Origin of the sequence: Weizmannia acidilactici, from assembly GCF_008974225.1 — a bacterium.
GTDB lineage: Bacteria > Bacillota > Bacilli > Bacillales > Bacillaceae_C > Weizmannia > Weizmannia acidilactici.
In genome coordinates this window covers 21,511-34,088 of sequence record NZ_BKZR01000007.1, presented here as the reverse complement: position 1 = coordinate 34,088, position 12,578 = coordinate 21,511, and the positions used below count along the sequence as shown (strand labels likewise).

The 12,578-nt window shown below is 47.5% G+C and carries 11 protein-coding genes; 3 read left to right on the top strand and 8 right to left on the bottom strand.

The window, feature by feature from the left end; genetic code table 11:
• Window positions 1-86: 86 nt before the first annotated feature.
• The 4 genes from hemW to gpr all read right to left on the bottom strand — a co-directional run bounded on the left by hemW (window position 87) and on the right by gpr (window position 6,036).
• Complete coding sequence (hemW, locus tag GBH70_RS03930) at window positions 87-1,220, bottom strand: radical SAM family heme chaperone HemW (RefSeq protein WP_151679805.1); 1,134 nt, start codon at window positions 1,218-1,220, stop codon at window positions 87-89.
• A gap of 202 nt (window positions 1,221-1,422) precedes the next feature.
• A complete protein-coding gene (gene lepA / locus GBH70_RS03925) occupies window positions 1,423-3,255 on the bottom strand; it encodes a translation elongation factor 4 (RefSeq protein ID WP_371862230.1) in 1,833 nt (610 codons plus the stop codon).
• Between the two features lie 205 nt (window positions 3,256-3,460).
• Window positions 3,461-4,663, bottom strand: coding sequence for a stage II sporulation protein P (gene spoIIP / locus GBH70_RS03920; protein ID WP_151679803.1), 1,203 nt, complete (start codon window positions 4,661-4,663; stop codon window positions 3,461-3,463).
• Window positions 4,664-4,935: 272 nt separating this feature from the next.
• Complete coding sequence (gene gpr, locus GBH70_RS03915) at window positions 4,936-6,036, bottom strand: GPR endopeptidase (protein WP_151679802.1); 1,101 nt, start codon at window positions 6,034-6,036, stop codon at window positions 4,936-4,938.
• 187 nt (window positions 6,037-6,223) lie between these two features.
• Here gpr and rpsT point away from each other — a divergent pair, with 187 nt between their 5' ends.
• Window positions 6,224-6,484, top strand: a complete 261-nt coding sequence (gene rpsT / locus GBH70_RS03910; protein WP_151679801.1) for a 30S ribosomal protein S20 — start codon at window positions 6,224-6,226, stop codon at window positions 6,482-6,484.
• A 32-nt stretch (window positions 6,485-6,516) separates the two neighbouring features.
• Here the strand turns inward: rpsT and holA are convergent, their stop codons facing one another.
• Window positions 6,517-7,548 (bottom strand): DNA polymerase III subunit delta, encoded by a 1,032-nt coding sequence (gene holA, locus GBH70_RS03905; RefSeq protein ID WP_151679800.1) that lies wholly within the window; start codon window positions 7,546-7,548, stop codon window positions 6,517-6,519.
• 275 nt (window positions 7,549-7,823) lie between these two features.
• Between holA and GBH70_RS03900 the strand changes: the two genes are divergently transcribed.
• A complete protein-coding gene (locus GBH70_RS03900; protein WP_151679799.1) occupies window positions 7,824-7,958 on the top strand; it encodes a YqzM family protein in 135 nt (44 codons plus the stop codon).
• 89 nt (window positions 7,959-8,047) lie between these two features.
• Here GBH70_RS03900 and GBH70_RS03895 read toward each other — a convergent pair whose 3' ends face one another.
• From GBH70_RS03895 to GBH70_RS03885, 3 genes are read right to left on the bottom strand one after another with little or no spacing between them, the layout of a single operon-like run.
• Entirely contained in the window at window positions 8,048-10,333 is a 2,286-nt protein-coding gene (locus tag GBH70_RS03895; protein WP_151679798.1) for a DNA internalization-related competence protein ComEC/Rec2, read from the bottom strand.
• A gap of 14 nt (window positions 10,334-10,347) precedes the next feature.
• On the bottom strand, window positions 10,348-10,947 hold the full coding sequence (locus tag GBH70_RS03890; protein ID WP_151679797.1) for a ComE operon protein 2: 600 nt from the start codon (window positions 10,945-10,947) through the stop codon (window positions 10,348-10,350).
• A gap of 26 nt (window positions 10,948-10,973) precedes the next feature.
• Window positions 10,974-11,663 carry a helix-hairpin-helix domain-containing protein gene (locus tag GBH70_RS03885; protein ID WP_253693437.1) on the bottom strand — a complete coding sequence of 230 codons (690 nt, stop codon included), beginning with the start codon at window positions 11,661-11,663 and terminating at the stop codon, window positions 10,974-10,976.
• 93 nt (window positions 11,664-11,756) lie between these two features.
• Here GBH70_RS03885 and comER point away from each other — a divergent pair, with 93 nt between their 5' ends.
• Window positions 11,757-12,575 carry a late competence protein ComER gene (comER, locus tag GBH70_RS03880; RefSeq protein ID WP_151679796.1) on the top strand — a complete coding sequence of 273 codons (819 nt, stop codon included), beginning with the start codon at window positions 11,757-11,759 and terminating at the stop codon, window positions 12,573-12,575.
• Window positions 12,576-12,578: the final 3 nt, after the last annotated feature.

Sequence of the window (12,578 nt, the reverse complement as noted above, 5' to 3'; positions counted from 1 at the left end):
CACTCAATACGAATGAGTGCTAATTTATATAAATAAATTAACAAAATCATGCGCCATTGTCAATATATTTACATGTTTACAGCTGGTCAGCCGAGCAAAAACGCTTCGAATACTTCGTTGCCGAGAAAGCGCCCTTTCCGCGTCAGCCGGATATGCCCGTCCACCTGTTCAAGAAGCCCCTTTTCCTCCATTTCCTTCACTGCATCGGCAAAAATTTCGGATAGATCCACTTGAAATTTTTCACGAAAATGGCGGATGCTAACCCCTTCATTTTTTCTTAAGCCGAGAAACATTTCTTCTTCCATTTTCTCCCGCTTTGTCTCCGGATGCTTCTCGATAACGGGAAGCATGCCGCCCCGAAGCAACTCGATATATTTTTTCAACGCGCCGTAATTCGACATGCGGACCCCGTTTTCATACCCGTGTGCCCCGGCGCCAAAACCGTAATATTCTTCGTTGTTCCAGTAAACGAGATTATGGCGGCTCTCATATCCGGGCAACGTGAAATTGCTGATTTCATATTGGCGGTAGCCGTGCTTTTCCATTTCATCCATTAACAACCCGTACATATCGGCCTCCGCATCCTCAGAAGGCAGATGGAGCTTCCCTTTTCTTTTTAAATGATAAAAAATGGTTTTCGGTTCAATGATCAAGGAATAGCTTGAATAGTGCTGGAGTTGCATGGACAATGCCTCATCCAGCGTATCACGGAAATCCTCCACGGTTTGCCCCGGAAGCCCGAACATTAAATCAAGGCTGATATTGGAAAAGCCAACCTTTACCGCATTTTCAATCGTCCGGTGCACGTCTTCGGCACGGTGCGTCCGCCCGATTTTCTTAAGCAGCCGGTCATTGAACGACTGGACGCCGAAACTTAACCGGTTGACGCCGTATTCGTAAAGGATCCGCAGTTTTCCTTCCGACGTCTCGCCGGGGTTCGCTTCAAACGTAAATTCGCCTTTCCCGTCATACGGCAGGATTTCGCGTATACCCGCCAGCAGGTTTTCAAGCTGGTATTCATTTAAAGCAGTCGGCGTGCCCCCGCCTACAAAAATGGTGTTCAGTTTTTCACATGCCCCGGCCGCCGTTTTCATTTTCATTTCTTTCAGCAGCATCTCGATATATTCATCCACCGGCTGGCCCTTTAATAAAAATTTATTGAAGTCACAGTAATAGCAAATATGTTCGCAAAACGGGATATGGATATATGCAGCTTTCACTTCATCACAACCTTACTTGTCGGCTTTTTGAAAAATCCTTGTTATGCATTATCGGCGGGAATACCCGTGATGCGCGCCGGGATATCCCTTCTTCGAAAAATCCCCGGCTTTCCATCGCCGCCCATATTCAAGCAAAAAAAGAGAACAAAGCAGGAAGGGGCACGGGAATACACCAAAGCTGCCCCTTCCTGCCCCGGGCCGGTCATTTTTTCGAAGTATCGTCCATTTTCAATACTGCCATGAACGCTTCTTGCGGGATTTCTACGGAACCGACCTGCTTCATCCGTTTCTTTCCTTCTTTTTGTTTCTCCAAGAGTTTCCTTTTCCGTGAAATATCGCCGCCGTAACATTTTGCAAGCACGTTTTTGCGCAGCGCCTTAATGTTGGAGCGGGCGATGATTTTCTGCCCGACCGCAGCCTGGACCGGCACTTCAAACTGCTGGCGCGGGATGAGTTCTTTTAACCTTTCCACGATCGCTTTCCCGCGCTCGTACGCAAAATCGCGGTGGACAATGAAGCTTAAGGCGTCCACTTTTTCCCCGTTCAGCAAAATGTCCATCTTCACAAGGTTCGAACGCTTATACCCGATCAGCTCGTAATCGAAAGAAGCGTACCCTTTCGTGCTCGATTTCAGCTGGTCAAAAAAGTCGTATACAATCTCGGCAAGCGGGATTTCGTAAATGACATTGACGCGGATATCATCCAAATACTGCATATCGATAAAATTGCCCCGCTTCGCCTGCGCAATTTCCATGACAGCACCGACATAATCATTCGGCACCATTATGGAGGCGCGAACATACGGCTCTTCGATATATTCGATTTTTTGCGGTTCCGGCAAATTTGTAGGGTTGTCAACAGTCACCTCGCTGCCGTCCGTCAGTTTCGCTTTGTAAATCACGCTCGGGGCAGTTGTAATGAGGTCGATATTGAATTCGCGCTCAAGCCGCTCTTGGATAATTTCCATGTGCAAAAGGCCGAGAAAACCGCAGCGGAAGCCGAAGCCGAGCGCCTGTGATGTTTCCGGCTCATATTGCAGTGAGGAATCGTTTAATTCAAGTTTTTCAAGGGCGTCCCGTAAGTCGTTAAATCTGGCGCTGTCGACCGGATACAGGCCGCAGTAAACCATCGGGTTCATTTTCCGGTAACCCGGAAGCGGCTCTTTCGCAGGGTTTACAGTGCTTGTAATCGTATCCCCGACGCGCGTATCTTTTACATTTTTGATCGATGCAGTCAAAAATCCGACATCACCGACAGTTAATTCGTCGACATATACCGGCTTCGGGGTGCTGACGCCGAGTTCCGTCACTTCAAACTCTTTGCCGGTTGACATCATCCGGATTTTATCGCCGACTTTTACCGACCCCTGCATCACGCGGATATAAGCAATGACGCCTCGGTAGGAATCATACAGCGAATCAAAAATGAGCGCCTGCAGCGGAGCATCAGGGTCACCTTCAGGCGCCGGCACTTTCTCGACGATTTGTTCCAAAATATCTTCAATGCCGATCCCGGCTTTGGCGGATGCAAGCACAGCTTCCGACGTATCAAGGCCGATCACATCCTCAATTTCCTGCTGGACGCGTTCCGGATCGGCGGAAGGCAGGTCAATTTTATTGATGACAGGAATAATTTCAAGATTGTTGTCCAAAGCGAGGTATACATTCGCGAGCGTCTGCGCCTCCACCCCCTGCGCAGCATCCACAACGAGCACCGCACCTTCACAAGCGGCGAGGCTGCGCGACACTTCATATGTAAAGTCGACATGTCCCGGGGTGTCAATTAAATGGAGAATATATTCTTCTCCATCATTTGCTCTATATTTAAGCTGTACGGCGTTTAATTTAATCGTAATGCCGCGCTCGCGTTCCAATTCCATCGAATCAAGGAGCTGGTCTTTCATTTCACGCTGGCTTAACGCATGCGTCTTTTCCAATATGCGGTCGGCCAAAGTCGATTTCCCATGGTCGATATGGGCAATTATGGAAAAGTTTCGGATCCTCCTTTGCCTGTCTAGCTTTTCTTTACGGTTCATCATATCATTCACTCCTGTATTCGGCACATGTACACTATTTTTGATTATATCAGCAGGGAAACGGACATTCAATGAAAAACGACGGCGGGGTAAGCTCACCCGCAATCTGCCGCGGCAACCGCTCCGTACATAGCGCGGCCCTCTTTTCCTGCTATTCGCGACAGCTGCCCATGGAACAAAAGAAAAATCCGCCCATTGCCGGCGGTTAATTTTTCCCTGTTTCTGCAGAACCGGAACCACTCACGCTCTGCGCCTGCCAGTAATATTGGGCAAACACATCGGCAAATACATCCATCGTCCGGTACATCTCTTCAAATGTGTTATCGACGCCCCCGACTTCAATCAAAAAAGAATTCCCCGATAAATCCTGGTTGAATTTTCCGTTTGTGAGCGCGCCTTTTTTCAAGATGACACCCCTTGATAAATTTTTATATTTCTTTTTAATCAGGTTGTGCAAATCCTCGGCAAGCTTTGCATTTTTTTCCCAATTCGGGTTTTCCCCGCCAATAATAAAAGCGATTTTTGCGTAAGATTTTCCGTTTATTTCTACTGTCGTATCTTTTCTTCTTCTTGAGTCGCGGTGGACATCGATAAAATACTGGAGATCGCGGTCATTTTTCATGGCAGCTTCAACTACGGTCCGCGATTCCTGGTAGGACTGGGTATAGTCCATATGGTTCTGGACGAGCAATTTTTGAATATCGGTCGTACTGGAGGTGGCGCCGATCCCTCTGTCCTCCAAGTCCTGTGCCAGCTTTTCACCGACTTTCGTGACGTTGATTTTCGAGTGCTGGGCCAGATTCGGGTTCGTAACGCCTTTTAAATATGGCAAGTAAGATTCATGCGTATGCGTAAAATAGATAAATACTCGCTTTTTTCCGCCGGTTGTCCTTTCGGGAGGCTGCTTGGCTTCATCACTGCTGCTTTTATCATCAATTTGATCCGTGTTTTGCGTTGCCGGGTCTTTTGCTTTCAAAGCACTGTCGGGCGGGACGGATTCGATCGGCACATTTGTATAATTAGCGCCATCGCCGGCCACTAAAATTTTGCTGTCAAAGATTTCAAAGCCGGGCAGCTCGCGCCCAAGAAAACTGCGCGGATCTTCAAAACGGATGTTGGTCAACATTTCAAATACAAGATTGCTGACCGGACGCTCGTCCTGAACCGGAAAGTTGTGCACAAGCAGCTGGCTGTCCGACAGTAAGTACTTGTACAATGTTTTGCTTGAAAAATGTTTTGCCGCTTCATTGACAGCGGAAGACGACACACGGTATCCCGGCTTTAATGACGTCAGCGTGCCGATTAATATAAACACAAGCAACAGGGACATGATGACAATGGAAATCAGGTGAATGATACTTGTCAGATTGAGAATAAAAAAATGGCTGGATTGCCTGCCGAGTTTCATCGTCCCACCCTTTCCAATCAAGTCTATTACTATCTAATAAATCTTATGGCTTTCATAGAAAGAATAGAACGAAGAAATGCGGAGGGCGCTTGATTATCGGCGTTCGGATATTTTAGACTCCTGACTGGGATAAAGGAAACATGGCGAGGTATCGAGCCGATATTGACTAATCGTAGGGAAGCGGCCGGAAAATCCGCCAGCCGATAGCGCCAGCAGCTGGACATCCCGAAATGCGGAGGGCGCTTCTCCGGCATGGGAAAAACGCCCTCTCTTCATCCCGTCTTAAACCCTGTATTTTCTTGGTTGACGGATGAATGCAGGGCCGCATTCAGTCCGCTTGCCAACAGATTTGCCATATCCCCGATAAATACATCGATTTCTTTCGGCGTTACCATCAAATTATGGCCGAGCGGCGCGAGCACTTCATGGATCAGCTTCCGTTTTTCTTCATCTTCCAAATTTCCGACCATCCCCATGAACATTTTCCGCGCCTCACTCCCCGGCATATCCTCTTCCGTCAGGGTCCGCTTCTCACCGAATGTAAGCCCTGCCGGCGCAAGTGCCCGCGACGGCCGCGACGACTCTCTTATTTCTTTCCCGAAATGTTTTAAAAGGAAATCGATCGTATCGCTCGTAATCGTCACAGCGTCGACAACGGTCGGAACGCCAATCGCAATCACGGGCACCCCGAGCGTTTCCTTTGACAGCTCTTTTCTTTTATTGCCGATGCCCGACCCAGGCTGGATGCCTGTATCCGAAATTTGTATGGTGGCATTGACCCTTTCCAGCGAGCGGGACGCCAGTGCATCCACGACAATGATAAAATCCGGCTTCGTTTTTTCACTGACGCCGAAAATAATGTCGCTCGTTTCAATGCCGGTCAGCCCCATCACGCCAGGGGCAAGCGCGCTCACCGGCCTGTAGCCGGATTCAACGCTTTCCGGCTCCAACTTAAACAAATGGCGCGTCACAAGAACTTTTTCGCAAACAAGGGGGCCGAGCGCATCCGGCGTTACATTCCAATTCCCGAGCCCCACGACAAGACAGCTCGCATCTTCCTTGATGTTCAAATTTTTTAAATACCGGTTAAATTCTTCCGCAAATACTTCTTCCACTTTTTGCTGGACTTCCGTATCCCCGTTACGGATGCCCTGCACTTCAATCGTAAGATAATTTCCGGCTTTTTTTCCGAGCACTTTCTCCCCTTTTTTCGATATCTTCACGGTGGTGACTTTCATATCGTTTACAGTCCTTTCTTCCACCGTGACGCCTTCAAGCTCACCGCTTTCTTTATTTTTGATTTTTTCTTCAACGGCCAGATCACGGGCTTCAATCGCTAAATCCGTCCGGACGGAATAAATACTCAAATCCATTCGGTTTCCTCCTTTGGCGCTTCAATGTTTTTACCATTGTTTTTCCCTAATCCGGACAAACCATTCGGAAACCGGCAAATTGTTGTACAATGTATTGCAATATCACTTTCCATTTGTTACAATATCATTTGTTCTATAGTGCATGTGGACGAGTTAAAGATGTTTTTGCTCGCAGGAGGTGAAAGAAATGCCAAACATTAAATCCGCAATCAAACGCGTAAAAGTCAGCGAAAAAAATAATGCACAAAACACAGCGGCAAAATCCGCCATGCGTACTGCAGTGAAAAAATTCGAAGCTGCTGCTGCGAATAACGACGAAAATGCAAAAGAACTTTTAGTGAATGCGATAAAACATCTCGACAAAGCTGCATCTAAAGGTCTTATCCATAAAAATGCCGCAAACCGCAAAAAAGCACGCTTGATGAAAAAATTCTCCGCACAAGCGTAAAAAATAAAAAAGACGCCGATTGCGCGTCTTTTTTATTTTGTTCCTGCCTTCATCCCATGCAGTTTAAACAAAAACATTTCAATAATCATTTCTTTTTTCAGGCCGCTGGATTTCATTTCGTAGTCGCTGTCTGCAAGCAGCGACATAATTTGGTTCAGTTCTTCCTGTGTAAACAGTTTGGCCTGCCCGGCCGCCAATTTTAGCCTGTAAGGATGCACTTTTAAATAGGAAGCGATTTGCTGTTGTCCGTAACCGCGCTTCGCCAGTTCTTTCGTCTGGTAAATCAGCCTGAACTGGCCCGAAATAAGCGCCAAAATTTTTATCGGTTCTTCGTTGAGCTTTAAAAGGTCGTAATAGATCCGGAGCGCCTCATCAATTTTACGCTGGACCACTTTTTCCACAAGTTCAAACACATTTTGCTCAAGCGACCGCGCTGTTAAAGCGGCTACCATATCCAATGATATTTCATTTCCCTTGCCCGCATATAAACACAGCTTCATCATTTCATTGGCAAGGGCACTCATATCCGTGCCGGCAAGCGAAATCAGGAGTTCAGCCGCTTCCTTCCCGATCCGACAGCCTTCTCCGCCGGCGCGGCCAACAAGCCATTCTTTCAGCTCCCTTTCATTTAATTTTTTGGCTTCCCCGACAGTTGCCTGTTTTTTGAGCAGCTTCACCAGTTTTTTCCGCTCATCCAGTTTTTCATAAGGCGCAACCAGCACCAAAATGGAATAAGGAGCCGGCATCTTAACATATGCTTCCAGCTTGTCCAATTGGTGTTCCACTTTCTGCTTCGGCTTTTCGGCGGTTAAAAAGTACGGGTGATGCGCAATCACAATTCTTCTCTCCCCCATAAAAGGGAAAGTTTCAGCATCTTCAACAACCGTTTCGACCGGCGTTTCTTCCAAATCATAGGAAGCATAGTTAAAATCCATTTCTTCCGGGGCAAGGGCATGCCCAATCAATTTATTTTTCGTTTCCTGTATTAAATAATCTTCCGTGCCATACAATAAATAAAGCGGGGAAAATTGCCCCCGTTCGATTTTTTTCCATAACTCGTCCATTCTTCTCGCTCCCAAACTGCTCTACTTCCTATGGTATAAAAACTGGCGCTCCGTTGCAAGGAAAACAAATGAAAAAGGGGATTTGTAAGAAATCCCCTTTATCTATATAAACGCTAATGGAAAAGTCCCAGGATGCTTTCCCATTAACGGTGGACCCCTTTACCTTTATTGTCACCCGAAGGCCCAGGGCTATGATTGACAACTCCTGGCACCCAAAAATTTGTAGAAATGATTCAGAAATTATAATATAATCTAAAAAACAAAGGGGGGATTAGATGAACGAATTCGAGCAGGATGTCCAGTCGAAAACAAATGATGTCGTCGACTCCGCTGCAGGGTTTCTCGTCTCTTTTTTATTTTTTGCCGTTATGTTTATCATTGCCACAGCTGTTGACATCATCGGGAAATAAAACTAAAGGGCCCGGGCGCAATCCGGCAGGGCAAAAGCCGGTTCGGCCGGGTTTTTTTGCGCCATCTTTCTTCTTGAAGCTACTTTATACTATGGAAGGACGGTTAAAAAGGTTCCCCTTTCTTTGAAAAAGCGGTACTGTACCGCTCCGTCTTCATCCGTGCGGAAAATCAACACATGCGCTTTCTTGAGTCTCCGAATTACTTCCTGGTTTGGATGCCCGAAGCGGTTATCTTTCCCTACGGAAATGACCACAACCGAGGGCTTATACTGCCGCAGCAGCGTTTCGCCCGTAGAGGTCTTGCTGCCGTGGTGACCGGCTTTCAGCACATCAATGTGCAATGCCGGATATGCCGCAACCAGCTTTTCCTCCCCCTCCTGTTCAAGATCCCCCGTAAAAAGCCATGTTTTCCCGCCCATTGCGGCGTAAAGCACAAGCGAGCCATTATTGCCTTCATACTTGCTGTCAAACGGCGAGACATATTGGAAAACGCCGAAATTGTTCCGCCATCCATTCCCGTTTTTCATCTCATAAACTGGAATCTTTTTTTGTGCAGCATGAGCGAGCATTTTCCGCATTAACGGCTTTTCCCACGAATGGGGCGAAATATGGATCTCTTTGACGCGCAATGACCGGATAACCGCCGCCGCACCCCCGATATGGTCTTCATCGCTGTGCGTTAAAATCAATTTGTCGATCGTACCAATTCCTTTGCTTTTTAAAAACGGGACAACAATATCTTTACCAACTTCAAACGGATTTTTTCTTTTTTTCCAAGCTGGTTTCTCAAACTGCACAGTTCCCCCTGTATCGATCAAATAGGTTCCCCTCCCCAGCGGAAGCCGGATTAAAATGCTGTCCCCCTGCCCGACATCAATAAATGTAACTTCGCCAAAAAGCGGATGATTTTCGCTTAAGATCAAGCAAAAAATAATAAAAACAAGCGGCAGCACGGAGCGGATGATTTTCTTTCCTCCCTCCATCAAGACAAAGCCATACACAATCGCCGCTGCTATAAGGATCAGCACCCAAAGCGGCGGCTTTCCGGTTAAAACGGTGGACCACCTCGTATCGATCATTTCCCCCATTTTTTCTGAAAGGGCAACCATCCAGTTGAAACATGAAGAAAAAAACGAAAAAAGCGGCGGAGCAAGCCATTCTGAGGCAAACGCCAAAACAGCAAGCGGAAGCAATATATAAGTGTACAATGGAATGTAAACGAGATTGGAAAGCAAGCCGATGGCGGAGAACTCATAAAAAGAATAACAGAGGACCGGCACAGCCGCCAATTGGGAAATGAAAGAAATGGCAAGCCCTTTTTTCAACGCACCCCGCATGTTTTCTAAAATGCCGCCCGAAAGCAAAAGGGCAAGGCAAACGGCAAATGACAGCTGGAAACCGATATTGTAAAGGATAAAAACATCTTTCAGCAAAAATAAAATAAAACAAATCGATAAAGCATCAAGTATGCCGACCGGGAGCTTTTTTTGGGCGGATAAAAGCAAAAGAACCGACATCGCGGCAGACCGTGAAACAGGCGGATTCAACCCGCACAGCACCGCATACACCGGCAGGATCAACATTAAACAGATGGCAGCGCGTTCCCTTGTTATGCCGATCCGGATCAAGAGATAAAAGCATGCGCCCGCTACCAATTGCACGTGCAACCCGGAAATCGCCAGCAGGTGGACGACGCCGAGCCTTTGGTAAAGCTGGTAAACACTGTCGTCAAAATTTTCCTGTTCGCCGAGCAAAAGCGCTTCCGCATAAGGCGCTGTACGTTCCGGGAAAGTATTTTCGATTTGAAGCAGGAGAGTATGGCGAATTTGCTTAAAAACGCTTCTCCATTGATGGGGTGGTTTGCCGCAGGAAAGGATACGGTCCGCTTGAAAAATCCAGTGGATATGCTGATGGGCTAAATATTCGCGGTAATTGAACATAGAGGGGTTGCGGTTCGGCTCCGGGGCTTCCAGTTCCCCTCCAGCCGTGCAAATCGTTCCGGGGGAAATTATGTTTTTTAAGTTTTCCAAATCCGTTTCCTGATTTGCATAATATTGGAATAGGATTTTTTCTTTTCCGGCATCCGCCGTGCCTTTGATATGGTTTCCGTCTATTTTCGGATAATCTTTGAAACGGACGGTCAATTGGGCGCTACCGGCTTGAAGCACTGTATGGGAGGTAGCGGATTGCCAAAAACCGCTAAAAAACCCCAGCCCGTAAAGGGCGGCAGATGCGAGGATAACGGGCCTCTTTTTCAGCATAAAGATGCGAATCCAAACCAAATGGGCGGACAGAACAAGAAGAAGCGGCGCATGAAGGCCTGCGAGCGCCCCGCTTAAAGACGCGAGCGCCGCAAACAGCCATTTTCCTTTCATCCTGCCGTCCGCCCTTACGGTTTTGGAACATGCCGGGTTTCCGCCAAAAATCCGCCCGCAAACAAAGCTTCAGCCTCTTCCCGCAAATTTTTTAATTCTTCGGCATCCGCGCCATGGTCTTTTGCAATCATAAACAACCTTTCAACCAGCTCGGCCTTTTCCTTTGCATGGATATCCAAAGATTCCGGCAGAAACGCCACATGTTCGACATGGACGCCCGCTTTTTCAAACAGTTCCGCAGCATACGGGTGGACCCGGTAATCCTGCGCATAGTAGACGGATTTAATGCCGGCCTGGATAATCGCTTTCGTGCATTGCAGGCACGGATAATGGGTCACATAAATTTCCGCATCTTTTGTCGCCACTCCGAACTTTGCACATTGGAGAATCGCGTTCATTTCGGCATGGATCGTCCGCACACAATGCCCGTCAATCACATAACACCCTTTGTCAATGCAATGTTCATCGCCCGCGATGGAGCCATTGTACCCGCCTGCGATAATCCGTTTGTCCCTGACAATTGTAGCCCCTACAGCCAGCCTTGAACATGTGCTCCGGTATGATAATAAATGGCTTTGCGCCAAAAAATACTGGTTCCAGGAAATCCGGTCCATAGATTTCTACTCCTTTTCACTCATTTTTATTGCAGTGTAATTGAACTTTCAATTTTGGCAAACGTCTGGTCCCCAATCCCTGAGACATTTTTCAAATCTTCTGGTTTTTGGAAAGGCCCGTTTTTCTCGCGGTATTCAATAATCGCACGCGCCTTTGACGGGCCGATGCCGGGCAATGTCTCAAGCTGGGCTTCGTCGGCTGTATTGATATTGATTTTTTCGGCCGCCTCCCCGGGAGTTCCGGAAGCGGCATCAGAAGCAGGCTGCGCTGCAGTGCCGGAAGCCGTTCCCGCCGGCTGGGCCGGAACAGTTTTTTTGCCTTTTTCCGGCACTTGGATCACCATTTCATCCTTCACTCTCTGTGCGAGGTTCACCTGGGACTGGTCGGCATTTTTTTCAAAGCCCCCCGCTTTTTGTATGAGATCGTATACCCGTTCGTCCATATCCGCTTTGTATATGCCGGGATGTTTGACCGCCCCTTTCACATCCACGTAAATTTCATCAGGAACCTGCGCCTCCGCTGCACCGGACTGCGCCCCGGCGGTATCCCCGGCAGACGTTCCGGCCCCGGGCTGCACAGCCGTTTCAGACGGGGTATACTTCTGCTCAGTGCTGTCCATGTTTTTATTTTGGCTAAAATAAAACAATATTGCAATACTGATTGCCGCTAACGCTGCCGTAGCATGCCAGCGGTACTTGGAAAGAAACTCTTTCAAAACGGTTCACCTCTTTTTCATATCCGGTCTTCATTCCACATATATTGTTATGGAATGCTAAAAGAATTAGCAGCTGAAGGAGGGAAAGCCATCATGAACATTGGAGTGATCGGGACGGGTAATATGGGCAGCATTTTAATCGAAGCTTTGATTGATGTCGGTGCCATTACTCCTTCGCAATTATGGATTACGAACAGAACACCTGAAAAAGCCGAATTATTGAAAAATAAATATCCTGGCATTCGGGTTGGAAATATAAAAGATGTCATCCGGAATGGGGAATTGGTTTTACTGTGCGTAAAACCGCTTGATATGCACGGCATTCTGAGCAGGTACGGGGCTGCCTTCCGAAAAGAGCAGTGCCTCGTAAGCATTACGAGCCCGGTTACGGTTGAACAGCTCGCTTCCGTTGTGCCCTGCTCATGCGCAAGAGCGATTCCTAGCATTACGAACAGGGCTTTAGCGGGGGCCGTATTATTGACTTTCGGCAGCCAGTGCACAGATGGATGGCGGAAAAAATTAACCGCATTGTTTTCAAAAATTTCGAAGCCGATTGAAATCGGCCAGCAGATTACGAGGGTTGCCTCCGATCTTGTCAGCTGCGGCCCCGCGTTTTTCAGCTTTTTGGCGCAAAAAATGGTGGAAGGAGCCGTAAATAAAACAAACATCGACAGGGGCACCGCTACGGTACTGACTGCTGAAATGCTGGTTGGGGTGGGGGAGCTGTTAAAACAAAATTTTTACACACTGCCTGCATTGCAGGAAAAGGTGACCGTAAAAGGTGGTATTACCGGGGAAGGCATCAAAGTGCTCGAAAAAGAAACTGATGGCATGTTCGAGAAGCTCTTTGAAGCGACGCACGAAAAATTTAAAGAGGACATGGAAGCAGTTGCCAGGCAATTCGGCATATAATAA

Excerpts from the sequence above, each read along its gene's own strand:
- lepA (WP_371862230.1), bottom strand. The coding sequence starts at position 3,255 with ATGAACCGTAAAGAAAAGCTAGACAGGCAAAGGAGGATCCGAAACTTT.
- spoIIP (WP_151679803.1), bottom strand. The coding sequence starts at position 4,663 with ATGAAACTCGGCAGGCAATCCAGCCATTTTTTTATTCTCAATCTGACA.
- gpr (WP_151679802.1), bottom strand. The coding sequence starts at position 6,036 with ATGGATTTGAGTATTTATTCCGTCCGGACGGATTTAGCGATTGAAGCC.
- rpsT (WP_151679801.1), top strand. The coding sequence starts at position 6,224 with ATGCCAAACATTAAATCCGCAATCAAACGCGTAAAAGTCAGCGAAAAA.
- holA (WP_151679800.1), bottom strand. The coding sequence starts at position 7,548 with ATGGACGAGTTATGGAAAAAAATCGAACGGGGGCAATTTTCCCCGCTT.
- GBH70_RS03900 (WP_151679799.1), top strand. The coding sequence starts at position 7,824 with ATGAACGAATTCGAGCAGGATGTCCAGTCGAAAACAAATGATGTCGTC.
- GBH70_RS03895 (WP_151679798.1), bottom strand. The coding sequence starts at position 10,333 with ATGAAAGGAAAATGGCTGTTTGCGGCGCTCGCGTCTTTAAGCGGGGCG.
- GBH70_RS03890 (WP_151679797.1), bottom strand. The coding sequence starts at position 10,947 with ATGGACCGGATTTCCTGGAACCAGTATTTTTTGGCGCAAAGCCATTTA.
- comER (WP_151679796.1), top strand. The coding sequence starts at position 11,757 with ATGAACATTGGAGTGATCGGGACGGGTAATATGGGCAGCATTTTAATC.